19 protein-coding genes are annotated in these 25,541 nt (G+C 36.0%); 11 read left to right on the forward strand and 8 right to left on the reverse strand.

Features of this window, described 5'->3' with window-relative positions; all coding sequences use genetic code 11:
* Nucleotides 1–38: 38 nt before the first annotated feature.
* The 6 genes from GQN54_RS07680 to GQN54_RS07705 form a co-directional block, all read right to left on the reverse strand.
* A complete protein-coding gene (locus tag GQN54_RS07680) occupies nucleotides 39–1,337 on the reverse strand; it encodes an MFS transporter (protein WP_160632944.1) in 1,299 nt (432 codons plus the stop codon).
* Nucleotides 1,338–1,395: 58 nt separating this feature from the next.
* On the reverse strand, nucleotides 1,396–3,219 hold the full coding sequence (locus GQN54_RS07685) for a DNA polymerase III subunit gamma/tau (protein ID WP_160632945.1): 1,824 nt from the start codon (nucleotides 3,217–3,219) through the stop codon (nucleotides 1,396–1,398).
* 147 nt (nucleotides 3,220–3,366) lie between these two features.
* On the reverse strand, nucleotides 3,367–4,584 hold the full coding sequence (locus GQN54_RS07690; protein ID WP_160632946.1) for a T9SS type A sorting domain-containing protein: 1,218 nt from the start codon (nucleotides 4,582–4,584) through the stop codon (nucleotides 3,367–3,369).
* A 417-nt stretch (nucleotides 4,585–5,001) separates the two neighbouring features.
* Nucleotides 5,002–6,105 carry a serine hydrolase domain-containing protein gene (locus tag GQN54_RS07695; protein ID WP_160632947.1) on the reverse strand — a complete coding sequence of 368 codons (1,104 nt, stop codon included), beginning with the start codon at nucleotides 6,103–6,105 and terminating at the stop codon, nucleotides 5,002–5,004.
* 755 nt (nucleotides 6,106–6,860) lie between these two features.
* A complete protein-coding gene (locus tag GQN54_RS07700; RefSeq protein WP_160632948.1) occupies nucleotides 6,861–7,247 on the reverse strand; it encodes a hypothetical protein in 387 nt (128 codons plus the stop codon).
* A 3-nt stretch (nucleotides 7,248–7,250) separates the two neighbouring features.
* Nucleotides 7,251–8,441, reverse strand: coding sequence for an RHS repeat-associated core domain-containing protein (locus GQN54_RS07705; protein ID WP_160632949.1), 1,191 nt, complete (start codon nucleotides 8,439–8,441; stop codon nucleotides 7,251–7,253).
* A gap of 211 nt (nucleotides 8,442–8,652) precedes the next feature.
* Here GQN54_RS07705 and rpsF point away from each other — a divergent pair, with 211 nt between their 5' ends.
* From rpsF to rplI, 3 genes are read left to right on the forward strand one after another with little or no spacing between them, the layout of a single operon-like run.
* Nucleotides 8,653–9,006, forward strand: a complete 354-nt coding sequence (gene rpsF, locus GQN54_RS07710) for a 30S ribosomal protein S6 (RefSeq protein ID WP_160632950.1) — start codon at nucleotides 8,653–8,655, stop codon at nucleotides 9,004–9,006.
* Between the two features lie 31 nt (nucleotides 9,007–9,037).
* Nucleotides 9,038–9,304, forward strand: coding sequence for a 30S ribosomal protein S18 (rpsR, locus tag GQN54_RS07715; protein ID WP_160632951.1), 267 nt, complete (start codon nucleotides 9,038–9,040; stop codon nucleotides 9,302–9,304).
* Nucleotides 9,305–9,316: 12 nt separating this feature from the next.
* Entirely contained in the window at nucleotides 9,317–9,766 is a 450-nt protein-coding gene (gene rplI / locus GQN54_RS07720) for a 50S ribosomal protein L9 (protein WP_160632952.1), read from the forward strand.
* A 196-nt stretch (nucleotides 9,767–9,962) separates the two neighbouring features.
* On the opposite strand, the gene GQN54_RS07725 is transcribed toward rplI, so the two are convergent.
* A complete protein-coding gene (locus GQN54_RS07725) occupies nucleotides 9,963–11,204 on the reverse strand; it encodes an ABC transporter permease (RefSeq protein ID WP_160632953.1) in 1,242 nt (413 codons plus the stop codon).
* Nucleotides 11,205–11,348: 144 nt separating this feature from the next.
* On the opposite strand from GQN54_RS07725, the gene GQN54_RS07730 reads away from it, so the two are divergent.
* From GQN54_RS07730 to GQN54_RS07760, 7 genes are all read left to right on the forward strand, one after another.
* Nucleotides 11,349–13,616, forward strand: a complete 2,268-nt coding sequence (locus GQN54_RS07730; protein WP_160632954.1) for an aconitate hydratase — start codon at nucleotides 11,349–11,351, stop codon at nucleotides 13,614–13,616.
* A gap of 138 nt (nucleotides 13,617–13,754) precedes the next feature.
* Nucleotides 13,755–14,933, forward strand: coding sequence for an OmpA family protein (locus GQN54_RS07735; RefSeq protein WP_160632955.1), 1,179 nt, complete (start codon nucleotides 13,755–13,757; stop codon nucleotides 14,931–14,933).
* Between the two features lie 63 nt (nucleotides 14,934–14,996).
* Nucleotides 14,997–17,309 (forward strand): CAP domain-containing protein, encoded by a 2,313-nt coding sequence (locus GQN54_RS07740; RefSeq protein ID WP_160632956.1) that lies wholly within the window; start codon nucleotides 14,997–14,999, stop codon nucleotides 17,307–17,309.
* A 125-nt stretch (nucleotides 17,310–17,434) separates the two neighbouring features.
* Nucleotides 17,435–19,657: an NADP-dependent isocitrate dehydrogenase gene (locus GQN54_RS07745; protein WP_160632957.1), complete on the forward strand. Its 2,223-nt coding sequence runs from the start codon at nucleotides 17,435–17,437 to the stop codon at nucleotides 19,655–19,657.
* 249 nt (nucleotides 19,658–19,906) lie between these two features.
* Nucleotides 19,907–20,065, forward strand: coding sequence for a lmo0937 family membrane protein (locus GQN54_RS07750; protein ID WP_160632958.1), 159 nt, complete (start codon nucleotides 19,907–19,909; stop codon nucleotides 20,063–20,065).
* A gap of 195 nt (nucleotides 20,066–20,260) precedes the next feature.
* Nucleotides 20,261–22,786, forward strand: a complete 2,526-nt coding sequence (locus GQN54_RS07755; protein WP_160632959.1) for a T9SS type A sorting domain-containing protein — start codon at nucleotides 20,261–20,263, stop codon at nucleotides 22,784–22,786.
* Between the two features lie 137 nt (nucleotides 22,787–22,923).
* A complete protein-coding gene (locus tag GQN54_RS07760; protein WP_160632960.1) occupies nucleotides 22,924–23,571 on the forward strand; it encodes an alpha/beta hydrolase in 648 nt (215 codons plus the stop codon).
* 63 nt (nucleotides 23,572–23,634) lie between these two features.
* Here the strand turns inward: GQN54_RS07760 and tpx are convergent, their stop codons facing one another.
* Nucleotides 23,635–24,144 carry a thiol peroxidase gene (tpx, locus tag GQN54_RS07765; protein WP_160632961.1) on the reverse strand — a complete coding sequence of 170 codons (510 nt, stop codon included), beginning with the start codon at nucleotides 24,142–24,144 and terminating at the stop codon, nucleotides 23,635–23,637.
* Nucleotides 24,145–24,274: 130 nt separating this feature from the next.
* On the opposite strand from tpx, the gene GQN54_RS07770 reads away from it, so the two are divergent.
* The gene (locus tag GQN54_RS07770) at nucleotides 24,275–25,468 is read left to right on the forward strand and encodes a bifunctional alpha/beta hydrolase/OsmC family protein (protein WP_160632962.1); all 1,194 of its coding nucleotides are present in this window, start codon (nucleotides 24,275–24,277) and stop codon (nucleotides 25,466–25,468) included.
* Nucleotides 25,469–25,541: the final 73 nt, after the last annotated feature.

The following is a 25,541-nucleotide window of genomic DNA, read 5'->3' on the forward strand; positions in this document are numbered from 1 at the left end:
CGTTTTGAAGTCCAAAATTAGGACTACGATTTTTAATACTAAACTCCTTCGATTACTTTTTGTTTAGGAACTCTCCATAACAACAACAATCCTACAATAAAAAAGGCTCCTAATGCAAATATTGAGTTTCTCATACCTCCTGTAACTCCTTCTATGAAACCAAATGAAAATGTTCCGATAACTATTCCTAATTTTTCGAGTACATCATAAAAACTAAAATAGGAGGCGTGATCTTTTGTTTCAGGCAATAATTTTGAATAAGTAGAACGAGATAAAGACTGAATTCCACCCATCACAAATCCAACAATTGCAGCAATTATATAAAATTCAATAGGTTCGTGTATGAAGTATGCACCTACACAAACGCCCACCCAAATTACTAATGCCACAGACAAAGAAGTTATATTCCCTGCCTTTTTAGAGAACCATGAAAAGAAGTAAGACCCACCAATGGCAATGAATTGAATGATTAAAACCGAGACAATCAGCCCTGTTTTAGCAGCACTATCCTCGCCCCAGTTGATTTCTTTAGCAGCGAACAAAGTAGCCATTAGCATTACGGTTTGCACTCCCATGCTGTAAACAAAAAAGGCTATTAAATAACTCTTAATCCGTTTAAGCCCTTTAATTTCCGCTCCTACCTTCTTCAATTCTCTCCACCCTCTCCAAATGATATGATCTTCCTTTTCAGGAGAATTCCCTATATTTCGTGGTAAACGTGCATAGGTAATTTGGCTGAAGCCGATCCACCATAACGCTACCGATAAAAAAGCATATTTTGCAGGCATTCCAAAAACCATTATTCCCACTAGATTCCCAATCAATAAAATCGAACTGCCCAAATAGCCTAAAGAATATCCTTTAGCAGAAATTCGATCATGATCTTTAGGTTCTGCAATTATTGGCAAATAAGAATTATAAAAAACGATACTTCCCCAGAAGCCTACACTTGCGGTCATTACAGGAATCATGCTAAATTCTAAAGCCTTCTCATCAAAAAAGAAAAGTGCCCCACAAGAAATGGCCCCCATATAACAGAAAAACTTCAAGAACATCATTTTATTATCGATGTAATCGGCAATACCTGAAAGGATTGGAGAAATGAAAGCTACAATCAAAAAAGATAGGGAGCTTGCATAAGAATACAATTCTGTATTCTTGAATTGATGTCCTAGAAAAGTAACAACATCTGAAACTTCACCTGAAGCAAGCGTAGTAGTTGTAACTGCTTCGTAATACATCGGAAAGATAGCAGTAGTGATTACTAACGGATATGCTGAATTTGCCCAGTCGTAGAAGGTCCATGCATTAATGGTTTTTGGGTTCCCTTTCTCCATACTTATTTTTTTGTTTTGGACGGCAAAATAGTGTTTCTGATTGAATTCAACTTCAATTTTATATAAAATCTAAATCTAACTTTTGTTTCAAAGTCAACAAGCTAGGATTTCTATCGATCATTTTTTGGAATTTTTCAGCGTCGGTGTAGGCCTTTCGCTCTGTCAAATCTCTATTTATGGTCACCTCAATAGTCACTAATGAGTTTTTTAATTTGGAACGCAAGACATCATGCATGTCTGGTCTAAAAATCAACACCTCCTCTTCTTGACTTTTATTTTCTACCAACATTTTAATCAAATTTCCTTCACGTACAGGAGCTCTTTCACGCATGGCAGAAGTAACTAAAGAACTACCTTCTTTTCCTTCTTTTTCGAATTGATCCATCAATTCACTCCAAGCTTTCATTAATTGCTCGTCAGAGAATTCCTCCGATAATTCTGAACCAGTATCAGCATTCTCATTGGCTTCATTTGCTTGCTCTGCCTGTGGCTTTTCGTTGAGCATAGCACCTAGAGAAGCGGAAACAGTTGGGATTCTTCTTTTACCTGATGGGATTGCTCGTGGCTGTTCTCCTACTGATGGAGGGGGTGCTTGAGGAGGCTGTTTTTCGTGCAAAGTAGCAGTTGAAACAGGCAATGGCTTTTCTTCAGCATTTTTGAGCTTATCTGAAGAGGCAACCGTCTTTTTTGATTGATTTTCAGTAAATTCTACATTTTTGCTACCAGGTTTAATATTGGCAGCTACCTTAAATCCGTCATTTTTTTTTTCAACCGTAGTACCTAAACCACCGTTTGTAATCGAACACATTTGCATGAGACAGAGCTCAATGAGCAGCCGTTGATTCTTGGCTCCTTTAAACTGCAAATCGGCTTGATTGCACAAGCTTAGCGCTTTTAACAAAAAGTGACCATCTGCAGATTTTGATTGATTCAAATATTTTTCTTTGATATTGGCCCCAACCTCTAGTAGATTAACTGTTATCGCATCTTTACTTACTAAAAGGTTTCTTAAGTGCTCTCCCAATCCAACTATAAAATTATGACCATCAAATCCTTTGTTCAGAATTTCATTATAGACCATTAAAGTCTCAGGAATTTTATTCGTAATCAATAAGTCAGTTACCTTAAAGTAGTAATCGTAATCTAAAATATTTAGATTCTCTATTACATGCTCATACGTCATATTATTTCCTGAGAAAGAAACAATTTGGTCAAACATGGAAAGTGCATCACGTAGCGCACCATCAGCCTTTTGAGCAATAATGTGCAAAGCGTCTTCTTCCGCTTTAATGTTTTCTTTCTCTGCAATCCCACCCAAATGGTGAGCAATGTCTTCAATTTGAATTCGATTAAAATCAAAAATCTGACAACGAGAAAGAATCGTTGGTATAATCTTGTGTTTTTCTGTCGTTGCTAGAATAAAAATGGCATGCTTTGGTGGCTCTTCCAATGTTTTCAAAAATGCATTGAAAGCCGCATTCGAAAGCATGTGTACCTCATCAATGATATACACTTTGTGTGAACCCAACTGAGGAGCAAATCGAACTTGATCTACTAAGTTTCTAATATCGTCAACGGAGTTGTTAGAAGCTGCATCTAACTCATGAACATTTAAAGATTGACCCTCATTAAACGACTTGCACGATTCACATTCGTCACAGGCCTCTATGGATTCAGTTCGATTAAAACAGTTAATGGTTTTTGCTAAAATTCGAGCGCATGTTGTTTTTCCAACTCCTCTAGGCCCACAAAACAAAAAAGCTTGTGCTAAATGACCAGTCTTAATGGCATTTTTTAACGTATTGGTAATGGACTGCTGTCCAACTACTGTATCAAATGTAGCTGGTCTATATTTACGTGCTGAAACAACAAAATTCTCCATTCAATCCTTCTCCTTTAAATGCGAAAACAAATATATCATTAATCTTTTTTGGGAAGAAGGGTTGTTGAAAAGAATTGTAGAATCGATTGCTGTGACAATAAAAAACCTCAAAACAAAAGCAATTGAAATCTTCGACAACAAATGCAGCTAGTTCACTACAATATATTTGATGGAAGTACTCTTTTCTCCATTAATCAGGGTAAGGAAATAAATTCCAGTCTTTAATGGATGTAATAAGTTAACTTTTAACTCTTTTGATCCATATCCACTAATCCTCTCTTCATAAAGAATAGCCCCATTCAAATCATTAATTCTTATTTCAGAAGCTCCCTCAGAGAGGCCATTCACCATAAGTGTAAGGCTGTTTCCATTACCAGGATTGGGATACGCCTTTGCGGTTAAAACCGAATGGCAATTAAGTCCATTTTGAGGCTTAAGGGCGATGATATCGAATACCTCTTTTGCACCGTTATAATCCGTTTGGGTTAATCTAAAATACATCAACTCATTTTCCACCTCTAGTAGGTAACTATAATTGATAGTACTGGAAGAATTCCCTGCTCCATTTACCCGAGCAATTGCTGAAAAATTCTTCCCATCTGTTGAGGATTCTACTGTAAAATAATCGTTGTTAACCTCACTCCCTGTAACCCACTTTAGCTCTATCTTCTGGCATGAAATACGGCTCACTGAAAAGTCCAACAATACGATTGGCAGCCCGCTTCCTGTTCCATAATCACAAGGACCGGGAGAACAAGGAGAGGTAGAACCAAATATTGAAGAAGAGTTCCTTATATCAATTTCTCCATTGGTTTGGAGGTTTCCAGTTCCAATAATTACAGCCGAATTTCTAGAAGTTAAATCTCCTACCACTACAACATTACCGTCCAATTGGGTGGTATTATCGTTTCTAATATCTAAATTTCCATTGATATACAAAACTGCGCAACTCTCAATGGTAACTTCTGCGAAATTAGAAAAGCGCACATCTCCATCTACTATCATGGTATCGCAACCTTTTAGCGTAAAAACACCAAAATTTCTAACCTCCAAATCTCCTCCAATCACCACATTTCCTGAAACAGTAAATGTCCCAGTTCCTCTAACATCTATATTATAATCGGTTCCTCCAGAAGGGTCTGTTATTTTTCCTGCATCTGTTACAGTATAGTTTCCATTATTAATATTTAGGTTTTTATTCAATGTCATATTGTGACTGACGGTTGCTGTACCACCATCTGCAGGCACTCCATTATTCCAGTTACCAGAGGTGTTCCAAGAACCAGGAGTGGTAGTTATAGTCGTTTGGGCTGTAACGCTCTCAAACATAAAAATTAGCCATATCAAGCCAAAGACAAATCTCATTGTTGGTTATTTAAGGATGTGGAGTAGATACGTAATTAAAAAAATATAGTTTGGCAATTTACCTATTTAATTTACAAATTAAGTTTCTAGGTAAATTACTTACTTAAACAATACTCCTATAATCATATATTTTAACAACCCTACCAACTATTAAGTTCTTTGGCTCCATCATTTTTTAATCATTTAAATCATACAGATTTCAATCTAAACGCACCACCTTGTATCGAACAGAACCACTAAACTAAAATGCATTAAAAAAACTACTCTTGAATAGATTAATATTCAACAACCACCTACATGTACAACCAAATACACTTCAATAATATTGAGTATTTATTACGCACTCAAAATTAGAGGTCTTGAATACACCATTATTTTCTATAAGCAGTAAGACTTCAAACAAGATTCGACGAGGAACTAGTATAATTTGCTTAAACTTTGAAACACACCCCTCCAATTTGTGTTACCATACTTTTTACCCATTCTAACGATGATGAGATTTTTGGCAGGATTAACATAAACGAATTGACCCAAAATGCCTTGAGCCATATATGCTCCATCTTCTCCTGCCAACCACCATTGGTATTGATAGCGAGCCGAACTGCCTTGAGTGGTGTCCACTTTCGTGGAATTATCAATCCATGATTTTGAAACAATCTGTTTTCCATTCCACTCTCCTTTGTTGAGCATCAATCGGCCAATTTTGGCAAAGTCTCTTGCTCGTGCATTGATACAGCAAAAAGTTTTTTCTAAACCCTCCTTTTTTCGATCCAAGCTCCAACTAGCATCATATTCCATCTGCAATGGTGTCCATATTTTTTCTTGTAAGTATTGGGTAATGTTTTTTGTTTTGATGGCTCTTTCCAACACTAGTCCCAACAATTGTGTAGTTCCACTCGTGTATTTAAATTCTGTTCCTGGCTCAGTATCTAACTTTACTTTCTTTAATGCTTTTCTAAGATTAGTTCCGTAATAATAAGTAGCTGCATCCCCAAAAGGATTCACATAACTTTCGTTGTACTTTAAACCGGAAGTCATTTGCAACAAATGCTCTATGGTAACTTTTTCAAACCCATTATCTTTTAGTTCAGGAATGTAATTGGTAATGGGTTCAGATACATTTTGAATCAATCCATCGTCGATGGCGCAACCTATCAATAAAGAAGTAATGGATTTAGCCATAGAAAACGAAGTGGTGATCGACTGCAACTCATATCCATTCATGTATTTTTCATAGTGAATGGTATCGTTTCGGATAATTAAAAATGAAACCGTTTTATGGTCCGCTAAAAACTCCTCAAAACTGACTTTCTCGCCCTTTATAGTCGCCGACTTTGGAGCGATTCCATTTTCAGCTATTGCAAATTGGTAGGGAGTTGAACTAGCTTCTAGCGGCCGATTTTCAAACTTTTTATAATCGTCTATGTCTGCAAAATTATAAATGATAAAACGGCCAACTTTACAGGCCGAAAACAATTGAATAAATACAAAAACAAGGACAATGGAAGCGAATCTTTTCATGGGGAAAAATTAGGAAATAATTTTGGAAGTGAGAGAATTGCAATTCAGCAAAATAAAACGTGTTAGTTCGCTAGCACGGGATTACAAATACCTGCGAAGCACATCCTGCTCCATAGAAAACTACATACACTTCTTTAATTAGTTAACGGTCTCTAAGCCCTCAGAAAATACACACACGGACGAAGACGTCCGCGCAAACGGGTTTGGTCATTAAGCACCAAGCATATATAATCAAACCTTTGCTTTCTTGACAGTATTTCAAAAATTCAACTAGCCTCTCTTTTTGTACTTCTCTCGTAAAAACATCTACCCATCCAACAATTGTTGTAGTTATATAGTATGGCTTAGAGTTATCATTTACTTTATACTTAGTTGACATACCACTAAAGTAATAAATACTTTAACTACATAATCTTGAGTGCGTTCATTTAACATGCTTTTGAAAAAAATGAGGTAAAATACTAACATACGGACTACAAGTCCTCTCCTCTTTAACGCTTATTTTCACGGACTGCAAGTCCGCGCTAACGGGTATTAGCTATACTGCTCACAATTTTAACTATTTTAGAATTAGTTACCCCATAAAAAAACCAACCCTAAAGTTGGCTTTTCTCTTTTCTTTATTTTGCCGCAGCATTGAAAATACCTACGGAACTTCTTAGTTTTAATGAACATCCTGTGGTGCAGGGTTGAAAACCACTGCGGAACTTCTTAGTTTTAATGAACATCTTGCGGAGCAGGGGCTAGAAGTATATTTAAAACTCTTCAATATAAAAATCTTTGTAGCTAACATATTTCATTCGTCGGTAGGCTGAAGGCATATCTCTATCTAACCAATAATCCCCATCCAAATTATATTTTAAAAAAAAAATAGCATTTTCTAAACCGCCCCCATACTTTACTGTCAAAACAAGGGTAGTGTCTTTCAAAATAGTCCAAGAAGCACTATGTTTACTAAGTTCTCTACTACCAAAATCATCTATAGTATAATAAGTTGCATTATTATTTTTCTTAAACTGAAAAAAGGCATCTTGAGTTTCAATAATGTAAATTCTACCCAAAAAATCTTCGGCAAATTTACTTTGAGAACATCCATCAAACGCAATGGTAACCATAAGTATCTTGAATAAATAGTACTTCATCTTTCAACGCTCTTTATGTGTCTTAAAAAATTTTGTGCTTGTCCTGACAGTTTTTTGTTCTCCGTCTGGTGAACTAGGTTCATTTCTATCTACAGAGTTGCCTGCAGCCTTATCTCTGTTAGCTTGTTCTTTCAACTCACCATATGTTGTAGATTTACGACCTATATCATTAATTTTTTGCTCGGGGGTTTTCTTGTTAAACTGTTCTTTTGCAACTTCATCGTTCCCTGGAGCTTCCATTCCTACCTCAAAGGCTTTTACTTCATCATTTATATCATAGGCAGCATCCAAAACCCATTTACCATCAGAATCCTTCTTAAAACCAACTTCTCCATGCTCAAACTGAACACCATGTTCGGTCTCATGGTAAAGCGAAGAATTCTCTCCATTTAGGACTGAGTTTTCAATAAGTTCGAAGCTAATATTAATTTGACTTCCATCTGATGAAACACCTCCTGGATTCGCTACACCACCTGCTCGTAACTTGTCATAATCCGCAGTTCCCTTTAATGTGTAATTATACACAACATCAGAATTTATTAGAGTTTGAACAGCTTTAGCAAATTTAGGATCAGCAGCCATAGCTGACTCTACAACCTTTTGAGTCTTTGCATTAGCATACTCTACAATTTTTCCATCAGGATCAACAAAAATTAGAGGGTTATTATTAAACCCTACATAAGGACTAAAGCCTGGCTGTACAGAGAATAATGGATCTAAACTCATCCACCTTCCCAGCCTCGGATCATAAATTCTAGCTCCAAAGTCATACGAGTTTCCTGAGCCTTTCATCTCATCATCTCTTTCCATACCGTTAAAGCCATAGCGATAGGCCGCACCATTTCTCAAGGCTATAGGAGCATTGGCTCCAAAGGTTACTTCATTGATACTAATATCAGAAATAGTGGCTGTAGAGGTTGAAAAGCCGGTTCCCGCTGCTACATTAATTCTTAAGTCTACTCTATTGTTACTGCCTGCTAGTGTGGTGAGGTGGCTACCTAGGTAATAAAACTTCACGTATTTGGTAGCAGAAGCATTTACGGCAGCTACAGTAGAAGCTCCTGGAGCTGTCACTGTCATTTGGGCGGTGTCCATTACTGCTGTTATTACTCTTCCTGCGTTTTGCGTAATCATTATCCTAAATTCATAGAGTGCATTGGCATCTAAATTAGGAATTATTTCTTGTAATGACATGCTTAGATTGATGTAAAATTGTTGACTACAATCAATTGTATAACCATTGACTATTGGTTGATTAAATGGGTTGAACTCAACTTTCTCTTAAGAATTCAATAATTTTACTGGCTGCAAATCTCTATTGGAGCAAAGTATTTGAAATCAATAAATCTTTACTTACTTTTGTGCTCCCTTTTTTGGGGAATATTATTAACTAAAATTTATACCAATGAGCAATCATTATGAGGCGGTTTTCATTATGACTCCCGTTTTGTCTCTTGAGCAGACAAAGGAAACAGCCGACAAATTCAAAGCTATCATTACTGAAAATGGTGGAGCAATCGTCAATGACGAGAACTGGGGCTTAAAAAAATTAGCTTACCCAATTCAAAAAAAATCAACAGGTTTTTATCAGATGTACCAATTCGAGTCATCAAATGGAGAATTAATTGAAAAAATTGAAACTGCATTTAGACGAGATGAGCGAATCATGAGATTCTTAACCATCAAACTTGACAAATATGGTGTTGAGTATGCTGCAAGAAGAATTGAAAAGAACAAAGCGCTAGGTACAAAAAAGTAATAAAAGTAATAACAGACTAAAAAAAAGCATTATGGCTGATAAATCTGAAATTAGATATTTAAATCCTCCATCAATTGAGGTAAAGAAAGACAAGTATTGTCGTTTCAAGAAAAACAGAATTAAATTCATCGATTATAAAAACCCTGACTTCTTAGCTCAATTTGTAAACGAGCAAGGAAAAGTTCTTCCAAGAAGAATTACAGGAACTTCATTAAAGTATCAAAGAAAAGTGGCACAAGCGATTAAAAGATGTCGTCACTTAGGTTTGATGCCATACGTAACTGATTTATACAAATAAGGAGGATAAGAGATGGAAATTATATTAAAAACAGACGTTGAGAACTTAGGTTTTAAAGATGATTTAGTGACTGTAAAACCTGGATACGCTAGAAACTTTTTGATTCCTCAAGGTCACGCTGCAGTTGCAACTGCATCTGCTAAGAAAATGTTAGAAGAAACTTTGAGACAAAGAAGTCACAAAGAGGCAAAAATAAAAGAAGCAGCTCAAGCTACTGCTAAGAAATTAGAGAAAGCAGCTGTAAAAGTTGGTGCTAAAGTTGGTGAAGCTGGAACAAAAATATTTGGTTCAGTAAACACAATCCAATTAGCTGAAGCTATCAATGCTCAAGGTCATGATATTGACAAGAGAAGCATTAAGATTTTAGGCGCTCAGATTAAGGAGATTGGTACTTACCAAGCTGAAATCAGATTACACAGAGATGTAACGATTACGATCGACTTCGAAGTGATTGCTGAGTAAGCCAACACAACAAATTATTAGAAACCTCTTTCGTTCAATCGGAAGAGGTTTTTTTATGGCAAATTTTAATTTATCGCTAGGTTCGCTAAGGTTTTTCTAAACAGTTAAAAAAGAATTAGCTTATTCATTCAACAATTAATAATTCAACATTGACAATTAATAATTGACATATGGAAAAAATTGATGCATTGGCAAGCTACTCGTATCGTAACGATTCAATAGGATCTAAGCTAGCAGCCTTTTGAGCTGGATAAATACCTGAAACTACCCCTACAATTAAACACAGAATCACTCCTAAAATCATCCAGTCCCATGGGATAATAAATCCAGCACCTACAAAACCTGAGACCACATTCCCTATAATTATTCCCAACACTATCCCTACAGCTCCACCCAATTGACATACAATCACAGCTTCGACTAAAAACTGCATCATTATTATTCTACTGCTTGCACCCAATGCTTTTCTTACTCCGATTTCTTTGGTTCGCTCAGTTACTGTCACCAACATAATATTCATCAATCCGATGGCAGCTCCCAACAAAGTGATAAAACCAATAATATAGGCTGAAAAACTCACCATGGACAAATTTTCAATCAGTAGGTTAGCTACACTATCAGACCGACTAATTTCAAAAGACGATTCTTCTTTTATTCCATCACCTCTAACAACTCGAAATGCACCTGTCGCCTCTCCGATAGCGCCATCCAATTCTTCAGGTTGGTTTACCATCACATTTATCAAATAGGATGTATTCGCAGATGAAAAATACTGACGCGCGTTCTGCAAAGGAATGAGCGCATTTTTATCCGCACTAAACCCCATACTACTCCCCTTCTCTTTCAGAACACCTACAACTCTATACTTACCTGAACCAATTGAAATAATTTTATCAATGGCTTCTGAATTATTCCCGAACAAAGTAGTTCTAATTTCATGTCCAATTATCACGACGTGAGCGCCAGAATTCACTTCACTTATGGAGAAGTTTCTCCCTTCTGCTATTTCATATCCGGAAGTCACCGTATAGTTCTCATCACAGCCAAATACAAAAATATTAGGATTGGTCTTTTCTGATTCATATTTCAATGTAGCAGTGGCAGTTGCCCTTGAACTAATAGAAACCACCGATGGGTAAGAAAATTGGGTTTTAAAATCTCTAGCATCTTGAAAATCGATTACAGGATACACCTTTGCTTTCTTACCTCTTTTGCCCATACGGATATTACTTCCCTCATTTTTAATAGAGAATGTATTGGAACCCATACTGCTGAAATTGCTACTAATAGAAGTTTTTATGGCATCGATAGAAGTTAAAATCCCAACCAAAGCGCAAATCCCAATAGCAATAATCAAAACCGTTAAGATGGTTCTCAACAATTGAGTTCGAACTGACTTAAAAGATTCTTTTATATTTTCAATTACAACATCCTGCATCGACTTAATTTAATTTAGGACAATATTACCCATTCTCGTGTTCGAGTAAATATATTTTGTGAGGAACGGTTTTAAAAATGGTTGAAAATCGTTAAATTCGCAACCCTCGAAACATCATTAATAACGCATTAACGAAAGAAACAAATGGCATTTGATATTGAAATGATTAAAGCGGTTTATTCAGTAATGGGAGAGCGTGTAGAAGCTGCTCGAAAAATATTGAATCGACCATTGACCTTAACAGAAAAGATTCTTTACTCGCATTTAGAGCAAGGATCTACTACAGAAGAGTTCATTAGAAGTAAATCTTATGTAGATTTCAAACCAGACAGAGTAGCGATGCAAGATGCTACTGCTCAAATGGCTTTGTTGCAGTTTATGCAGGCAGGTAAGAAAAAAGTAGCGGTTCCATCTACGGCTCACGCGGACCACCTAATTCAAGCAAAGATTGGAGCAGATAAAGACTTACAAGAGTCGTTGAACAAAAACAACGAAGTTTTTAATTTCTTAAGCTCGGTTTGTAATAAATATGGTATTGGATTCTGGAAGCCCGGATCAGGTATTATTCACCAAGTAGTACTAGAAAATTACGCATTCCCAGGTGGAATGATGATTGGTACTGACTCTCACACAGTAAACGCAGGTGGGCTAGGTATGATCGCCGTTGGTGTAGGTGGTGCTGATGCTGTGGACGTAATGGCCGGGATGCCATGGGAACTGAAATTCCCTAAATTAATTGGAGTAAAACTAACTGGCCGATTGAATGGTTGGACTTCTGCCAAAGATGTAATTCTAAAAGTGGCTGGAATTTTAACTGTAAAAGGTGGTACAGGTGCTGTAGTAGAATATTTTGGAGAAGGTGCCAAAAATTTATCTTGTACAGGTAAAGGTACCATTTGTAACATGGGAGCTGAAATTGGAGCAACCACTTCTACCTTCGGTTATGATGACTCTATGAGAAGATACTTGAAAGCAACAGGTAGAGAAGATGTAGTTGCATTAGCCGATGAAGTAGCAGAGCACTTAACTGGTGATGATGAAGTATATGCAGATCCAAAGAAATATTTTGACCAAGTAATCGAAATCAATTTAGATGAATTGACTCCTCACTTGAATGGTCCATTTACGCCTGATTTGGCAACACCTGTTTCTGAAATGAAAGAAAAGGCTGCTGCTAATGATTGGCCAACAGACATCGAGTGGGCATTAATTGGCTCTTGTACCAACTCTTCATACGAGGATTTAACCCGAGCTGCATCAATCGTAGAAGATGCTTTTAACAAAGGAGTAAAACCAGTTTCTAAGTTGGGAATTAATCCTGGGTCAGAACAAGTAAGATATACTGCAGAAAGAGATGGCTTATTGGATACTTTTAAGAAATTTCCATCAGTAACAATCTTCACCAACGCATGTGGCCCATGTATCGGACAGTGGGACAGAGCAGGTGCTGAGAAGAAAGAGAAAAACTCTATTGTACACTCTTTCAATAGAAACTTTTCTAAAAGAGCTGATGGCAACCCAAACACTCATGCATTTGTGACTTCACCTGAAATGGTAGCCGCAGTTGCAATTAGTGGTAAGTTGGACTTCAACCCAATCACAGACACCTTAACCAATGAAAAAGGAGAGCAAGTAAAATTAGCAGAACCGACAGGAATTGAGTTACCTACAAAAGGATTTGCATATGAAGATAATGGATTCCAAGCGCCAGCTGAAGATGGTAGTAGCATCGTTATAAAAGTGGCTCCAGATTCAAATCGTCTTCAATTACTAGAGCCTTTCGCTCCATGGAATGGTGAAAACATAACAGGTGCAAAATTATTGATTAAAGCTTTCGGTAAATGTACCACAGATCACATTTCTATGGCAGGCCCATGGTTAAGATTTAGAGGTCACTTAGATAATATTTCTGACAACTGCTTGATAGGTGCAGAAAATGCATTTGGAGGAGCAACCAATGAAGTAACCAATCAATTGACTGGTGAAAAAGGACCAGTTCCTGCAACAGCAAGAGCTTACAAAGCAGCAGGAATTCCATCAGTTGTTGTTGGAGATCATAACTACGGGGAAGGCTCCTCGAGAGAGCACGCTGCAATGGAACCACGCCATTTAGGTGTAGTAGCAGTTATCGTAAAATCATTTGCTCGTATCCACGAAACAAACTTGAAAAAACAAGGAATGTTAGGATTAACGTTCGCAAACGAATCAGACTATGACAAAATTCAAGAAGCGGATACGTTCAACTTTATTGACCTAAAAGACTTTGCTCCTGATAAGCAATTGACGTTAGAATTAGTTCATGCAGATGGCTCTAAAGAACAAATCAAATTGAACCACACCTACAACGACCAACAAATCGGTTGGTTTAGAGAGGGCTCAGCATTAAACATGATAAAGAAAGCAAACGCTTAATCATTTATTTGAATCACATCTAAAATCCCCGCCTTTAATAGAGGTGGGGATTTTTTTTGAATTAATGACAAATTCAATCAGATTCCATTATCTTTATGGATTCGGTATAATAATTGAGAAAGACCTAAGAAAAAAATTATGAAAAAAATCATTTACACTATTTTTTCAATGATTGCAATCCATAGTATTGCACAAGAAAACTTAGTTCCTAACCCAAGTTTTGAGCAAGTTGAAAAGAAAATTAAAGAAGCAGGAGAAATTGAGCTAGCCTACCCTTGGACATCAGCCACCTTAAAAAAAGTAGATTTATATAGTGCTGACGCAAAAAACAAAGATTTTGGGGTACCTGAAAATGCATATGGAGAAGAAAAAGCGCAAGATGGTAGTAATTACGTTGGCCTAAATATTTATGGATATAGAGGTCGAGCTCCTAAAGGGTACTTGCAAACAGAATTAACAAAAGAGCTGACAGCAGGAAAAAAATATTGCATGAAATTTTTCGTGAGTTTTTCTGATCGTTCAAAATATGCGACCAACAATATCGGAATCTATGTCTCCAATGAAGCAGTTACTTCTACCAAAGACGGAGATTTAAATTTCAAACCACAAATCATGAAGTTAAAAAATAGTCCGATTGATAAACAGTTTGATTGGGTCCCAATTTGTGGGCTATACGAAGCGCAAGGGGGTGAAAAATTCATCACAATTGGAAACTTCATGAGTGAAGAAAACACCGTAACCGAAAGAGTTAGACAATCGAGAGAATTTTCAGGTGCTCAAAAAATGGATGGATATTACTACCTTGATAATGTGTCGGTAATAGATATGGAAGGGCAGCCTGCTGAATCTTGTGTATGCGAAAAAATTGCAGGGGGTAAATTGGAAACAGAATTTAAGTCTTTTTCAACTTCAGAAAAAGATAAAGAATCAAGTAAAGCGGAAAGCAAAGTTTTTGTAAATTCTGATGGAACTACAGTTAAGCCAGGTGAAAAAGTTGCTGCACAAAAAAAAGAGTACAGTCCCATTTATCAGATCGTAACTTTTGAAGAAGGTTCAAAAGATATTGAAATGGAAGGCGAAGTTACTTTAGACCAAATTGTGGATTATCTGAAAAAGAATCCAACGAAAAAGTTAAAAGCTACAGGACATGCTAATAAATCAGAGTCTAATGCAGATAAACTATCGAAAGGAAGAGCTTTTGCTATAAAGAAATACATGGATGCTAAAGGCTTAACAGGTCGCATAGTACTAGACAGCAATGTTGAAGAACAATCAAAACCTGAAAACAGAAAGGTAACTTTTGAATTTGTAGATTAATCAAAATGATTTTATATTAATGGCTGTAATTTTAGGATTACAGCCATTTTTTATTACCACATTATGAAAATAGGTATTTTTTTGTTTCTCTCTTTGCTTTCTCCAATGATTTGTTGGGCTCAAGGCCAGCTAAAAATTGATCTTGAAAGTTTTGACCAATTGGAGATGGAAAGTCAACTGGTGGATGCAGTAAATGAATATCGAAAACAGCAGCATTTACCTCTTTTACTTCGTGACGAATCACTGGATGCAGCAGCATTTGACCAAGCCGAATACAATCAAAAAAACAACAAAGAGGGGCATACCCAAGAGGAAGTAGTCAAAGAGAATGTTCAAAAAAGAGTGCGGTTTTATAAAGGTTTACATTATGAAATTGGAGAATTAATCTACATAGCATCTGTGGGAGCTCCAATAAAAACAACTTCTACAGAATCATTCACAATTAACACCTATACAGATGCTGCGAAAGCCGCACTTAACGAGTGGAATAAAAAGAAAGATTCCAAGACAATACTTGACGATAATACTTATTTTAATATTGGAGTAGCAGCTAGCTTTCATCCTGAAAGGCGCGAAATATCCATAGTTAGTGTGATAGCTTCTTCACCGTATGAACTAAGAGAAAAAAAAGACCGAGAAGATGATTACGGTTTAGTAGAGTACAACAAAACCATTTGTGACTTATTCAATAGAAAAAATAGCTTTCTACCAGAATTATTATCTGACAAAGTTTTTGTTGAGAACGGAAAAATTTATTTGGAAAATAGTGACCGTGAGCTCCTTTCTGAAATACTTTCAGACGGTAGAGATGGCTTTTCAATTGACATAGTGGGAAAAGATCAATTCAATTGTGATGGAGGAATAAAACTATACCCAAGTAACATTCATTATGGATTATTACTTCGACCAATTAAGGCTTCATCTATAAACTATAAAACTCCAGAAGGAAATTTTTTAAATAAAATAGAATTGGGAGAACTACCGAGTTATTATCAGTCAGAAGATGTCAATGTTAATCTTTTGATATTTAAAGAAGGAAGTGTTTGCAATTACATCCCTGAAGCTAAAACGAAGGCAAAAAATCTACATTGGTTGGAACCAAAATGGGAAGTATTTAATCCCGCTTCTGAGGTAGCAACATTTTATGAAGAGCGAAAATTTAATTCCGCTGAAACTGAAAAGGTGCTTAACCTACTCGACTCTCTGCAAAATTCAGTTCAACCTATTCAAGAATTATCAATTAAAATCGATTACAACGCCCTGTCTCCTTTTGACAGTTCAAAAGTTAAAGCAATCTATCAAGAAAAGTCAAAATCTATAGTCAAAAAGCCACATATTTCTTCACACGATACTTGGAAGTCTATTGAAAAGTTCATTGCAAATCGTACCATAGCTATAGATGTAAGAGGTGTTTCTTTTAAAGATAAAATCGAAATACTTAATTCAACTGAAGACCCTAATGAAATAAATTTCTTTCGCTCCTCTCAACTTACGACTGTGAGGTTTGGTATGCTTAAAAATATTACTTCAGAACCTACTAACTCTTTAATTCAAGAATACAAAGAATCCATTGAATCTAATAAAATAAACAATGCTTTAACTATTCAAAAAGAATTGATTGAGCGTGCAAAAAACAATGAAGAAGCAGCTAAAAACGTAATTACCATAACTAAAATGGAGCAGGTTAGAGAAAATCTAGCATTGATTTCTAACACTGCCATAGCTAGACATCAACTAGAGGGAAAAAAAGTACTGGCTGAGAGAGAGCACTTAAGACGAACACTACTGGGATTATACTTAGTGGATAAAACCAATCCTATTATCAGTTATAACCTATGCCTTTCCATTTTACACCAATGGGAAATGAGTAAAAAAGCACCAGTTTCTCCTGAAAAGTGGGAAGAATATTTTAAGTCAGCAAGTGCAGACTCTACCATCTCAAAAGACAAGCTAGAGAAATTGAACACCAATTTCTATTTGCTCTCAGCTGACTATTACTACGAAAAAGGGGACATTAGAGAAAGAAAGAAAAGCCTCCAGAATGCCTATAACAGCATTATGTCAACAGATAATACTAGAGATGAAATGTTGTCATATGCTCAATACTATATGTTTCAATTGCAAATAAATTGGGCAGCAACAATTTTAAAAAAGCAGCTATCGAAGGCATTTGACGCAGAAGTGGCTGCCAACTTGGTTTCAATTTCTTCTTATCCTTCCTCAGAAATATCTGAAAAAGATAGAAGTGAATTATTGAATAAAATCTATGAGTCCGAACCCAATTTATTTTGTCATTTATTTACAACGAAGTCAGCTCACCTCCTCTACCTTAGAAATGAGCAAACCAAAAAGAATTGGTGTCTTTCCTGTCAATAGTCAGGAATATTCCACTCCTTCCCTTTTTCATTTTTGAAGTCTGTAGTAAAAGCTTAAATTTGCAACCTTTAATTTGAAAGATTTCGGTGATTTATATCTCCTCAACCTAATAATTTAATAACCTTATGGCACAAAAAATCATTTATACGGAGACGGATGAAGCTCCTGCTTTAGCAACGTACTCATTTTTACCAATTGTCAAAACATTTTCAAAAGCCGCAGGCGTAGAAGTAGAAACACGAGATATTTCTTTGGCAGCTAGAATTTTGTCTGTTTTCCCTGAATACTTGTCTGAAGAGCAAAAAGTAGGAAATGCATTAGCCGAATTAGGAGAACTAGCCAAAACACCTGAGGCCAATATTATCAAATTACCAAATATCAGTGCTTCTGTTCCTCAACTTTTGGAGGCCATTAGCGAATTACAATCTCAAGGATTTGCAATCCCTAATTATCCTAAATCTGTGGTAACTGATGAAGAAAAGGAAATTCAATCCAGATACGACAAAGTAAAAGGTAGTGCCGTAAATCCAGTACTAAGAGAAGGAAACTCTGACAGAAGAGCTCCGAAAGCAGTAAAAGAATTTGCAAAAAAGCATCCGCATTCCATGGGAGCTTGGTCTAAAGACTCTAAGTCTCATGTAGCGACAATGGGGAAGAACGATTTTTTCAGCAATGAAAAGTCTGTAACCTTATCTAAAGCGGATGACCTCAAAATAGTTCATGAAGATCTTAATGGCACCGAAATTGACCTAAAGTCTTGTGTTCCAGTTTTGGAAGGAGAAATAATTGATGCAACTTTTCTAAGTAAAAAGGCTTTAATTGCCTTCTTGGATGAGCAAAAGAAAGATGCTAAAGAGAAAGGTGTACTGTATTCATTGCACATGAAAGCAACAATGATGAAAGTGTCTGATCCGATTATTTTTGGTCATGCAGTTGAAAGCTTTTTCAAACCGGTATTTGAAAAGTTTAATGCTGACCTAAACGCTGTTGGTGCCAATCCAAATGATGGATTAGGTAGTATCTTATCTAAAATAGAACAATTGCCTGAGGAGAAGAAAGAAGCCATTCAAACTGCAATAGACCAAGAAATTGCAAATGGCCCTGCTATGGCGATGGTAAACTCTGATCAAGGTATAACAAATCTTCACGTTCCAAGTGACGTAATTATTGATGCCTCTATGCCAGCGATGATTCGTACTTCAGGACAAATGTGGAATACTGCTGGTAAATTACAAGATACCAAAGCTATTATTCCAGATAGTAGTTATGCAGGGATTTACGATGAAACTATAAAGTTCTGTAAAGAAAATGGGGCCTTTGATCCTAGAACTATGGGAACCGTTCCTAACATTGGTTTAATGGCTCAAAAAGCAGAAGAATATGGCTCTCATGATAAAACATTTGAAATCAAATCTGATGGAAAAGTTAAGGTAGTTTCATCAGATGGAACTATTTTAATGGAGCACATAGTTGAAGCAGGTGATATTTGGAGAATGTGTCAAGTAAAAGATGCACCAATTGAAAACTGGGTCGAACTAGCCGTTTCTAGAGCACGAGCTACCGGATGGCCAACTATCTTTTGGTTAGACGAGAATAGAGCGCATGATGCACAAGTAATTTTGAAAGTAAAAAAATACTTAAAAAATCATGACACTAATGGTTTAGACATTCAGATTATGTCGCCATCGGCTGCAACTAGATATACTTTAGAAAGAGTTAAGAATGGAGAAAACACCAACTCTGTTTCAGGAAATGTATTGAGAGATTACTTAACAGACTTATTCCCTATTTTAGAATTAGGTACAAGTGCAAAGATGTTATCTATCGTTCCTCTGATGAACGGCGGTGGTCTATTTGAAACTGGTGCTGGAGGATCTGCGCCAAAACATGTGGAACAATTTGAAGAAGAAAATCACTTGCGTTGGGATTCACTTGGTGAGTTTTTGGCATTAGCTGTTTCATTGGAGCATTTAAGTGAAAAAACCAACAATAAACAAGCATTGGTTTTGGCGAATTGCTTAGATGAAGCTACTGGAGATTTCTTAAACAACAGCAAATCACCTTCAAGAAAAGTTGGCGAATTAGATAACAGGGGCAGCCATTTTTATTTAGCATTGTATTGGGCTAAGGCGCTTGCGAATCAGAATGAAGACGCTGAATTAAAAGCAAAATTCACTGAAATTGCTAAGGAATTGGCAAATAACGAAACCAAAATCGTTGACGAATTGAACAGCGCACAAGGAGTAAAAGTTGACATGGGAGGTTATTACCACCCTAACAGGGTTTTAGTTTCAAAAGCCATGCAACCAAGTGCTACCTTTAACTCAATTTTAGCAAAGGGAGTATAAAGTTATTCTATTGGAAAATTTGAAAAAGCCAAGTCGAATCGACTTGGCTTTTTTTATGCAACATCCACGAATTAATTGCCCAACATTGTAGACAATTTTCACACAATTACTATGCACATTAATTTTCAATTAGTTTACTCAACATTCGAGCAAGCCCCTACAATTAAGACGTTTGAGTTATATGAACCTACATTCGCCTTCAATGGAACAACTCTTGAAATATCGTTTTAAACCAAAAAACTTAAAACTATGAATGGTATTATCAATTTACTAATCGTTCTTCTAATTGTAGGATGGTTAATCGGATTTATTGGATTTGGAGCTGCAGTTGGCGGCTTGATTCACATATTATTAATTCTTGCCGTAATCGGTATTCTTTATCGATTGGCAACAGGAAAAAGGTTATAAAAATGTTCGCTATCGCGATTCTTCAAAAGGTCAATGCTAACTGCATTGACCTTTTTTGTTCGTCTTTCTCTTCCTTCCATTGACCACTTCTGTTTTACATAAATAATTGAAGTTTTTTTTATCCAACTAGTAGACGCTTTTAGTTTATATCTTGTCTTTGAATTAGAAACTAGTATTCACTAAAAAACTACAACTATGAAATCAGTATTATTTACCCTCGGACTATCCCTTCTCTCCACTCTTGGAATGAGCCAAGATTACTGGAACTACTACAATTCTGATGATGGTTTAATTCAAGACTCTATAAACAGATTAGTGATTGAAAACAGCCAAAGCATTTACTTAGGAACCAATGCAGGACTTTCTCATTTCAATCAAGGCACTTTCACCAATTACACTACTGCCAATAGTGGTTTAAACACCAACAAAATATTGGACATGGAATTGGGGAATAATTTATTATTCCTGCATACTGATAGCGGAATTTCTGTTTTTGATGGATTAACTTTTACTAATTATACTGCTAGAAATGGATTACCCTCCAATGAAGTTAAAGAAATACAAGTAACTTCTAATGGGACTTTATGGATTGGAACTCTTACTGGGGTTGCCAGTTTTGATGGAACACAGTTCACACAGTATCCCAACAAAATAGCTTATTCCCTAGGAGTGGATTCTTCTGACCATATATATATTATTACAAAATTTGCAATATTTGGAAATGACTCCATAAATAATTTAGAAATTTTTGATGGAATAACTTGGAACAGTTACAAGATATTTGATGCCGATTCAACAGCAATTATTATTCAATCTAAATTTAAGTTATTAAATAATGGGCAACTAATAATTGGCAGCCTCTATCCAAATCCCTTTTATATTATCCAACAAAATGTAATTACTAAATTACCATTCCAGATTAATCACTCTCAAAGAGAACCAAAAAATGCAGATCAATTTCAAACTGATCAATCAGGGAAATATTGGGTAGGATATCAAACGGAAGGAAATTACTATGCAAGTATTTATTCAGGGAATTTAAGCGACTTAAAAAGACATTATTTTAATCACACAATCGAAAACATCACTTCAGTGGAGACAGCTGACAATACCATAGCATTTGGGACTGATAATGGGTTTTATTTTGCTTCTATAAATGTGGGAATAGCTCAGGCAGTAAATGACTTCGATGTTAATACCATCAACACACAGATCTCTAGCAAAGGACCTGTTTTTAATAATTCACTTCTTGGAGTTGCATCATTCGAATTTCCAAAAGGCAATGTAACACATGGAATTTACGCAGCCAACTTTATAGTTTCAGCAAAAAAAGCCACTTCAACAACTTTTGATGCACATCCAATAGTGCCATGGGAACAAGACTACTTCATTGGTCCAAAGAGTAATAAAAGAGAAGCTACCAGAAGTTTTATGGCTAAAGTTTCTAAAACTGAAATTTTAACTCACATTGCACAGTCTAATAATTCCGGCTACCAAATGCCAGATGGAATTTTAAATTGGCCAGCCATTGGAGACTCTTCATTGAATGAACCCTTTGATTTAGCTCCATTCGTGGATGTCAACTCAAATGGATGTTACGACCCAGCGAACGGAGATTACCCAGTAATAAAAGGTGATGAAGCTATTTATTGGATTAACCGACCTAATGACACTTCTGCTTTAAGCGATTTGGAATATCACAACATGTTGTATGGATTTAATGACCCAAACGATCCTTTAATTAATCAAAACGTATTTTTAGAGCGGACAATTGTGAATCGAGCTAATGTGGCGTACGACTCCATTAAGGTTGGCTTTTGGATAGACATTGATTTAGGCTATGCAGGAGATGATTATATGGGTTGTGACAGTATAAATAACATCATGTATGGATACAATGGTGATTCAGATGACAATAGCGCCTATGGACAAAAAGGTTTTGGACTAAATCCTCCAGCTATAGGAGTTAAGTTTTTAAGCGACTCCATGGACAATTTTGTTTTTAATACTACTGGCAGTGCAGACAACGGGGACATGCGCAACTCAAGTGATGTACACAACTACCTAAATGCTAGATGGAAAAATGGACAATACATTACCTACGGTGGAAATGGCTTTAGAGGACCTGGGGTAACTACAATTCCAACAAATTATATGTTTACAGGAGATCCTGTTGCCAACACAGGTTGGTCTGAAATAAGCATTGGAAATTCTATTGGAGACAGAAGAGGATTGGCCGCCATCCCCTATTTTTCGCTTCAGCCCAACGAACGCAAAACAATCGTATTAGCCATTGGGTATGGATATGATTCGGTATCAACTGGCCCAAGTCACTTGAATGCTGTTCCTGCTATGATTAACTCTTTAAATCATGCCAAAACGGTTTATGACAATATGCAAATTCAGACTGGAACAACGGCTAGTAATTTTGCTTGCCCTGTGATTCGAATTGGTGTAAAAGAAGAAGGAGTTTCTAACTCTGACATCAACATTTATCCTGTACCATCGAATGGGATGATTACTATATCTTCTGATGAGCCAATGAAAAATCTTCAAGTAATTGATGTAAGTGGATCAATAATAATGGAAGCCGATTTGACCTCAAAAGGTTTGGCACCAAGCTTTCAGTTCCCCAATTCAATTGAAGATGGATTCTACTTTTTAAGAATACAACGACAAGACAATTCTTGGGAAACCAAAAAGATCATTATAGCAAAGTAGTTTTTTATAGTAATTGGTTTTAGTTTCACCTCAATTCTTCATAGAAGGATTGAGGTATTTTTTTTAAAATTATTTACCATTTTTTATTCTCTCTTTGAAAAAGGATATCAATAACTTTGCACTTCAAAACGAGTAAAATGCAGAAGATTTATTGCATCCCCGGATTGGGTGCCGATCACCGATTGTTTAGTAGATTAAATTTAAATGCGGAACTTATTCCCGTGAAGTGGGTAGAAGCCACTCCAAGCGACACTCCTGCTTCCTATGCCACTCGACTGCTAGACCAAATAGAAAATGAGAAACCAATACTTATGGGGGTTTCATTAGGAGGAATCCTAAGTATAGAAATCAGCAAATTAATCCCAACCAAACAACTTTTTCTGATTTCTACTATTAAAACCAAACATGAACTTCCACCCTACTTTTCATTAGTTGACCATTTACCTTTTGACATTTCCAAAGCTGCTAGTTGGTTTAAGAATTACGGCGGAATGTTAAAACCAATTTATAACCGAATCTCCAAAGAAGAATTAGAACTATTCAATGCGATGCTAAAGAAAACTCCTGATGAGTTTATAGATTGGGGGGTTCACGCTGTTTCTCATTGGGATAACGAATTAATAGCATCCAATTATTTCCATATCCATGGCTCAATGGATTTGGTTTTCCCCAAAAAATGGGTGAAAGATTTTACAGAAATTAAAAATGGTTCTCATTTTATGGTAGTTGACAAAGCAGATCAAATTAGTACTCTGATCAATAAAGAATTGGAAAACATAAAATAAAAAAAGTCCTTTCAACCGAGAATATCAGTTAAAAGGACTATTATGATTTGAATATACTAACTGCTACTTTAGCTCGTCAATAGCTTTCATTACATTATCGTAATTGGGCTCATGGGTAATATCATCAACTAATTCACTAAAAGTAATTCTATTGTTTTGGTCAACCACAAAAACCGCACGTGCATGCAGTCCTTTTAATGGACCTTCAGTCATATCCAACCCATACGATTTTGAAAATTCATGATACCTAAAATCTGATGCATTGGTGACATTTTCAATACCTTCAGATTCGCAAAATCGCTTCATAGCGAATGGCAAATCTTTAGAGATAATCAATCCTTCGATTCCTACTCTTTCTTTTAATTTACTATTGAATGCTCTAGTTTCCATTTGGCAAACTCCTGTATCTAAACTTGGAACTGCAATTAACACTTTCACCTTATTGGATAAATCAGACAATTTTCCTTCAGAAAGATCTGATTTAACGTAAGTAAAGTCTGGCGCAACATCTCCAACTTTTGGCAAACTCCCTGCCAAGTTTACTTTATTCCCTTTAAAATTTGTAGTATCCATATTTTTCTATTTTATCCTATAACAAGTTTTCTAATTTCTAGTTCACGAATTTAACTAAATATCTGGTTGAATTAATTCGAATTGTCGTTTGACTGCGGTTCAAAAAATACAGTTATGATTATATTTGAATATGAGATCAGAAAAAGTAACTTTCGAAAACAAGAATAACGAAAAAATTGCAGCAATAATTGACTGGCCGGTGCATCAACATCCGAAAGCAACTGCACTATTCGCTCATTGTTTTACTTGCTCTAAAAATTTAACTGCTGTAAAAAATATCAGTAAAGGACTAACCTCTGCAGGTTTTGCAGTCTTACGATTTGACTTTACAGGACTTGGAGAAAGTGAAGGGGAATTTGAGTCGACCAACTTTGAAACAAATATAGATGACCTTGAAGTAGCAGCCCATTTTCTAGCAACAGAAATAGAGGCACCCAAACTACTCATTGGTCATTCATTGGGGGGAACAGCAATGTTACACGCCTCAAAAAAAATTGTTTCAGCAAAAGGGGTTGTCACAATTGGATCTCCTTATCAACCTAACCATGCCACTCACCTTTTTGAAGACAGCATAGCAGAAATTAAAAATAAGGGTAGAGCAAAAGTATCTATTGGAGGTCGTCCATTTACAGTAAATAATGACTTATTGAAATCACTGAATGAAAATGACAGTGAACATATAATATCAGGATTGGGCAAAGCATTGCTAATTTTGCATTCTCCTCAAGACAAAATTGTTGAAATAGACAATGCTGAAAAAATATATATAGCCGCTAAACATCCTAAAAGTTTTATTTCATTAGATGGTGCAGATCATTTATTATCCGACAAAAATGACTCCACTTATATCGGTGAAATAATTGGCAACTGGGTCAATCGTTATTTGGTTTTTAATGAGGAGAAAATCTTCGACACCAATCACCAAGCAGCAGCACAAACAAATGCAGAAAGTCTGACTACAGAGGTAATAGCTGATGGTCATCCACTTATTGTAGATGAACCCAAAAGTCTTGGAGGGAATGATATAGGCCCAAATCCATACGGACTATTATCTGCTGCACTAGCAAGCTGCACTAGCTTAACTCTGCAGCTTTATGCTCGACGAAAAAAGTGGGAACTAAATGTAGCAACTGTTCATGTCAACCATTCCAAAATATCAAGTAGTGATTCAAATTCAAAAATAGATCATTTTGAAAGAAATATTGAGTTAATAGGCAATTTGGATGATGATCAAAAAAATCGTCTTTTAGAAATTGCCAATAAATGCCCTGTTCATAAAACTTTACACTCTTTTTCAAAAGTAGATTCGAACCTGATAGAATAGAGGGTTAATCATCTCAAAGGTTTAGCTTGTTAAGAATTAACTGTTAATAAGTATATGGTTTTCAACAAATGTT

The sequence above is a fragment of the Acidiluteibacter ferrifornacis genome (genome assembly GCF_009909615.1).
Classification (GTDB): domain Bacteria; phylum Bacteroidota; class Bacteroidia; order Flavobacteriales_E; family Vicingaceae; genus Acidiluteibacter; species Acidiluteibacter ferrifornacis.